This is a genomic window from Streptomyces sp. NPDC044064 (assembly GCF_056434245.1).
Window position 1 is genome coordinate 21173 of sequence record NZ_JBWKFN010000058.1, and the last position, 6126, is coordinate 27298.

Below are 6126 nucleotides of genomic sequence, written 5' to 3' on the forward strand. Positions count from 1 at the left end.
CCGCTACTGTGTCGCCCTCTCCCCGGTCGGGCCGACCGCGAACCACTTGCCGTCGAGGCCCTGGCCGTTCAGGTCGCCCGGCCCGCTGTCGCCCGAGAAGCGGTAGACGGGCCATCCGCCGACGGTGATCTGGACCTGGCCGTCCGGGCGGCGGATGGCTCCGACCTGCTTCGGGTTCACGCCCGCCAGGTAGACGTTTCCGCCCTCCTGGATGGTCACGGGCGGCCACTTCGCCACGCAGGCGCCGGTGCAGTTCGAGTGTGACGGGGCGGCGGTGTCGTCGTCGAAGCGGTACAGGGGCGCCTGGTTGATGTTGATGAGGTGCGCCGCGGACAGCGGGGGCGAGGTCACCGCGGACAACTGCACCCACTTGGGCGGCGCTTCCTGCACCGCCGCTCCGACCACGGTGCCGCCGTTGCCGCTGAGTCCGGCGGCCTGCGCGGTGGAGTCGACCACCTGCAGCGCCGAGTTGCCCCCGGCCGGAGCCGACGCGGAGGCCGAGGTTGCCGGCGTCGAGCTGTCGCCGATGGAGATCGTCTTGCCGCAGGCCGACAGGCTCGCCGCACCACACAGGGCGAGAAGGGATGCGACGACGGCACGGCGCGCGGCACCGCCGTGGAACAGCGGCCGGGTGAACAGCGAGGTCATGCCTGGAACACGAGACAGGCACCGAGAAGGGTTCAACGCCGGGCGGTGAACGTTTTCCGCGGTCGACGTCGTGTTCCACGCAGAGACGAATCCTCACCGCACAGGAACGGAGGCCCGCAGTGGCGTCAGACGTCAACATCCCCGGGAGTGAACTCAAGGAGGCCCAGGACATGCTGGGCTTCGTGCACGACTTCATCGACATCGGACACCACACGTTCGACTTCGATGCCGCGTTCGGGCGCGAGCTCTCCCACGGCTCTGCACAGAACTTCGAGAACAAGTGGGAGGACGGCAAGCACCAGCTGCAGAAGCAGGTGCAGGGCATCCGGGACGCCATCGGCAGCATCCTGGACTCCTTCGAGAAGACCGACCAGGACGCGGTGTCCAACCTCGACGACGGCAGCAGCGGGTGAACTCCCCCGGCGCGTTCCCCGACCTCTCCCACACCTCCCGCGAAGGCGACGGCTGACCGATGAGCACTGCACAACAATTTCTGCTGGACATCCCGGACCAGTGGCAGCAGGTGGACCTGAGCGGCGAGGAACTGGCCAGGACCCGCGCCCAGGCGCTCGCCGCGACCGACGACCCGCGCGAGAAGGCACGGATCAACGACATGTTCCGGCAGGGCCGGGAGGTGACCCGGGCGGCCCGCCGGTACGGGGCGCTGCTGGCCGCGGGCACCACGACGATGTACACCGAGGGCCTCTTCATGGCGTACGGCATGGTCTTCGCCGTCAGCACGCCCGAGGGCGAGGAGCTCACGCTGCCCGTGCTGTCCGCCCGGCTCGGGGTCTCCTCTGCGACCGGGGTGGCGCCCAGGGACCGGGTCATCGCGTCGGCCCACGTACCGCACGTGGGCACGGTGGCCCGGGTCACCGGCACCGAGGTGACCCGGCTGACCGGGGACATCGACGTCAAGCTGCTGACGATGCACACGATGATGCCGGTGCCGGGCAGTGCCGAGGACTTTCTCGTGGTCACCCTCGCCAGCCCCAACCTGCCGCTCAAGAACGAGGTGTACGACCTCTTCGACGCCGTCACCAGCACGTTCCGCTTCGTGACGGACGACGGTGTCCAGGTCCCCGCGAACGGCGACGGGAACGACGGCGTCGCCGCCTGATCCCCCGCACGGCAGCGCAAAGGGCGGCCGGGCCTCATGGCCCGGCCGCCCTTCTCCGCTCCGCGGGTCCGGCCGCTGTGCCGGACCCGCGGGCGGGCGGGAGGCCAACCCCGAGGGGGACGGGCTGCGCCTCCCCGTCTCAGAGGCCCGCTTCGGCTGTTTCGAGAAGCGGCACCTGGACCGTCCGCAGTGTTCCGTCGCCCAGGTGCAGCAGGCCCCGGCCCGGCTGCGGGGCCTGTCCGACGACGCCCCGGCTCAGCTTCACGCCGATGACCTCGCCGTCGCTCGGTCCCTGCGGGGAGAGCAGCATGCCGGTGCGGTTGCGCTTCACCTGTCCCATCCAGCCGGCCAGGCTGAGCGAGAGCGACTCGGCGTTGCCGGCCGCGAGGACGCCCCAGCCGGTTCCGGCGCCGCCACGGGCGAGCAGCGAGAGGTCGGGGTCGATCTCGGCGCCCATGAACAGTTCGGCGTCGTCCACGACGATCACACCGTTCTCCTCGGCTATGCCGCCCAGCGCCTGCCGGAACTCCTGGGCCGACACCTCCGCGTCGGTGATGACGACGGCCACGCCGGGCCGTCCCCGCAGCTGCCGCAGCGGTGAGCGGCGGGGCGCCAGCACGATGAGGCCGGTCCCGGCGGCCAGCAGCGACTCCGCCGCGGTGAGCAGGGCGGTGCTGCGGCCGGTACGCGGCGGCCCGGCGACCACGAAGGTCGGCACGTCCGCCAGGTCGGGGCCGAGCGAGGTGAGGGTGTCACCGCCGACGGAGACCAGCGGCCGCATCGGCCCGCCGTTGGTGTGCAGGGCGAGCGCTTCGGCGTAGGCGATCCGGTCGGGGAGGACGTCGAGCCGGATCGGGCGGCGCGCGGCGGGGAGCGCGGACTCGCGTTCGGTCAGCTCCTGGCCCAGGGTGAGCAGGACCTCGGCCTGCGCGGTGCCGGCAAGGTCCTCGCCGAGCACCGCGATCTGTGCCTCGCTGAGGTCCTGGGTGCGTATGCCGCGCCCTGGTGCGGGGTCGCTGGGCGCGGACTTGGAGGGGATGCCGACGCTGGAGTAGTCCTGGCGGTCGTTGAGCCTGAGGACGATCTTGTCCTCGGTGGTGCCGGAGAACCGGCTGCTGCCGAGCACCCGATCGCCGGCGAGAACGACATGGATGCCGACGCCCGCTCCGTCGCGCAGCAGCCGGATCATGCGTTCCATGTAGCTGCCGTTGTCGAACGTGGTGAACTCGCGCTCGAAGACCTCGAAGCGGTCGACCATCAGCACGATGTGGGCGAGCCGTTCCTCGGCGGGCTGTGCCCGGCGCAGTTCGGTCAGGTCGGCCGTACCGCGCGCGCCCAGGACGCTCTGGCGGGCAGTGAGTTCGGCGCCCAGCCGGTCCAGGAGCCGGCCGAGGCGCTCGATCTGGTTGCGGTCGACGACGGCCCCGCAGTGCGGCAGCGCGGTCAGCGCGTTGAGCGCGCCGTTGCCGCAGTCGATGCCGTACAGATGAACGTCGTCGGCGCCGTGGGCCTGGCTGAGGGCGGCGGCCAGGGTGCGCAGGGTCTGGGAGCGGCCGCTGCGGGGCGAGCCGACGATGTGCAGGTGACCGGCCCGGTCGAGGTCGAGGACCAGGGGGACGCGGGTCTGCTGGGCGGGCAGATCGACCATGCCGTACTCGACGGCGGGCAGGGCTGCTTCCCGCTCGGCGGCCGGCTTGGGCGCGGGCGGCGGTGTCCACGGGAGCAGGTCGGGCAGCGGCGGCAACCAGGGGCTGGGCTGGCGCCGGACGTCGGCGAGCCGGGCCGCCTGGGCGACGGCTCCCGCGAGGACCGCGAGATCGGTGACGGCCTCGGTCTGCACCCCGCCCGAGCCGCCCCGGGAACGCGCGGCCGGCAACGGCCCGCCGAGGTTCTGCCAGGTCACCGGCTCCGCACGGACGGACACCTGGGTCCCCTCGGCGGGCTGGCCGCCAGGGCGACGGCCGCCGACACGGCCCGACTGGAACGGCAGCAGGGCCGACGGCCCGAGCCGGGCGTAGGCGCGGCCGGGGTTGGCCGGGGAGATGTCCCCGGAGTCGGGGGCGTCGATGATGTCGCGGCTCTCGCTGGTGTCGGTGGTGCGCAGCGCGATGCGCAGATTGGTGTTGGCGCGGATGTCCGGGGTGACCGCGCCGCCGGGCCGCTGGGTCGCCAGCACCAGGTGGATGCCGAGCGAGCGGCCGCGCTGTGCGATGTTGACCAATCCGGAGATGAACTCGGGCAGTTCGCGCGCCATGGAGGCGAACTCGTCGATAACCAGCAGTAGTCGGGGCAGCGGGGGCAGGACGTTGCCGCCGCGGGCCCGCTTGTCGAGGTAGTCCTCGATGTCCTTGGCGCCCGCCTGCGCCAACTGTGTCTCGCGGCGGCGCAGTTCGGCGCCGAGGGAGACCAGCGCCCGCTCCACGAGCCGGGTGTCGAGGTCGGTGACCAGGCCGACGGTGTGCGGCAGGTCGGCGCATTCGGCGAAGGCGCTGCCGCCCTTGTAGTCGACGAGCACGAACGTCATTTCGTCGGGCCGGTTGACCACGGCGAGGGTGGCGACGAGGGTCTGCAGCAGCTCGGACTTGCCGGCGCCGGTGGTGCCGGCGATCAGGGCGTGCGGTCCGTCGCGGACCAGGTCGACGGCGAACTCGCCGTCGTATCCGACACCGAGCAGAGCCCGGGTGCTGCGGCCGCCGAGCGACCAGCCGGCCACCACGGCCTCGGCGGTGGGCGGTTCGATGTGCAGCAGGTCCAGCAGGCGTATCGAGCCGGGCAGCGCGCTCTCGTCGCTGTCGCCGACGCCGCGCAGCGGAGCGAGGGCACGGGCGAAGTGCTCGTACCAGTCGGGCTCCGGCGAGTCGCTGCGCACATTCTCCAGCGCGGCGCCGGAGCCGGTGCGCACCCGGGACGTGGTGGCACCCGGTTCGATGACGACGACAGCGCCGCACTCCTCGGGCAGCAGCCGCTCCTCGCGGTCGATGCAGATGGTGTGGACGCCCACGGACGGGCCGTCGCGCAGCAGCGCGATCACACCGGGCAGTGACCGGGCCCGGCGGGCCTGTTCGAGGACGACCAGGATGTCGGGGTAGCCGTTCGCCCCGCCGCGTGCGACGTCGGGTCCGGCGGCCAAGCGGGCGGCGACAAGCTGGCCGAGTTCGCCGAGTCGCCGGGCCAGTGACTCGGCGGTGCTGCCGATCAGGGCGTAGGCGTCCTCGCCCTGGGCCTGACTGTGGGGCAGCCAGCGGGTCCAGGACCAGTCGTGTTCGCCGTCCGGTCCGGCGAGGACGACGATCCGCAGGTCGGTGGGGCTGTGCAGGGCGGCTGCCTGGGCGGCCAGCCAGCCGGCGAGCCGGGTGGCGCCCGGGCCGGCGACGCCCGCGACGCCGACCCGGCGCAGTGCCACGGAGACCGGCACCTGGTTCAGCCAGGGCACAGTGCTGCGCCGGTGTTCGTCCTGCTCCGGGTCGTCGACGCTGACCGACGAGGGCAGGTCGGTGGTGCCGACGCGCATCGAGAGGAAGTCGGGGTCCTGCCACCGGCGTTCCCACAGCCGTTCCGAGGGCTGGACGGCCATCTGGAGCAACGTGGCCGGATCGGGCAGCGACAGCCGCAGGTTGTGCTGTTCGTCCAGCACGGCCGCGTCGATGTCCGCGCGGACGCGGGCGAGGGTCCGGTCGTACTCCTCTCTCTTCTCCAGGTACTTGAGCATCGCCTGCTTGCGGCCGCCGAACTGGGTGACCAGGGCGGCGATCGGCGACAGCAGGGCGATGAAGACGAAGGACCAGCGGTGGGTGACGAAGATGGCGATCGCGGCGCTGCCGGCGGGCAGCAGCAGGATCGGCAGCAACGGGATGGGCCGCTTGTCGGGCTTCACCGGCGGGGCGGGCAGCCGGAACTTGGCGCCCGCGGCGGGCGGCAGGAACCTGGGCGGCCGGTTGAACTCCAGGCCGAGACCGTCCTGGGCCGGGGTCAGCGGGGCACGGGCTGTCGGGCGTGAGGTCAGCTCCAGCAAGGTGTCGCCGACGGCGAGCTGGCTGGCCTCCCGCCACTGAGCAGGCCCCTGCGCGGGCTTGCCGTCGACCAACGCCCCGTCCGCCGTGAGGAGTTCGGCGCTGCCGTCAAGACAGACCCGGACCCGGGCCGCGAGCGGCGGGGCTCCGTCGGCGAGCCGGATACGGCACAGCGGGCCGCTGCCGATGTCGTAATCGCCGGGGACCAGCCGGAAGACGGTTCCGGCGCCGGGGCCCGACACCAGCCGGACCTCGGCGCGGGCCCTGGGGGGGGGGGGGGGGGGGGGGGGGGGGGAGAGGAGGGGGGGGGGGGGGGGGTCGCGCCCCGCCTCCTCGCCGTTGGCGTTG

4 protein-coding genes are annotated in these 6126 nt (G+C 72.9%); 2 read left to right on the plus strand and 2 right to left on the minus strand.

All coding sequences use genetic code 11. From position 1 onward, the window contains the following. Positions 1-3 precede the first annotated feature (3 nt). A complete protein-coding gene (locus AC07DS_RS45580; protein WP_479154615.1) occupies positions 4-648 on the minus strand; it encodes a hypothetical protein in 645 nt (214 codons plus the stop codon). A gap of 119 nt (positions 649-767) precedes the next feature. Here AC07DS_RS45580 and AC07DS_RS45585 point away from each other — a divergent pair, with 119 nt between their 5' ends. Continuing rightward, a complete protein-coding gene (locus tag AC07DS_RS45585; protein WP_479154616.1) occupies positions 768-1061 on the plus strand; it encodes a hypothetical protein in 294 nt (97 codons plus the stop codon). A gap of 59 nt (positions 1062-1120) precedes the next feature. After that, positions 1121-1768 carry a hypothetical protein gene (locus AC07DS_RS45590; RefSeq protein ID WP_479154617.1) on the plus strand — a complete coding sequence of 216 codons (648 nt, stop codon included), beginning with the start codon at positions 1121-1123 and terminating at the stop codon, positions 1766-1768. Between the two features lie 139 nt (positions 1769-1907). Here AC07DS_RS45590 and AC07DS_RS45595 read toward each other — a convergent pair whose 3' ends face one another. After that, positions 1908-6020 (minus strand): FtsK/SpoIIIE domain-containing protein, encoded by a 4113-nt coding sequence (locus AC07DS_RS45595; RefSeq protein ID WP_479154618.1) that lies wholly within the window; start codon positions 6018-6020, stop codon positions 1908-1910. Positions 6021-6126: the final 106 nt, after the last annotated feature.

Excerpts from the sequence above, each read along its gene's own strand:
- AC07DS_RS45580 (WP_479154615.1), bottom strand. The coding sequence starts at position 648 with ATGACCTCGCTGTTCACCCGGCCGCTGTTCCACGGCGGTGCCGCGCGC.
- AC07DS_RS45590 (WP_479154617.1), top strand. The coding sequence starts at position 1,121 with ATGAGCACTGCACAACAATTTCTGCTGGACATCCCGGACCAGTGGCAG.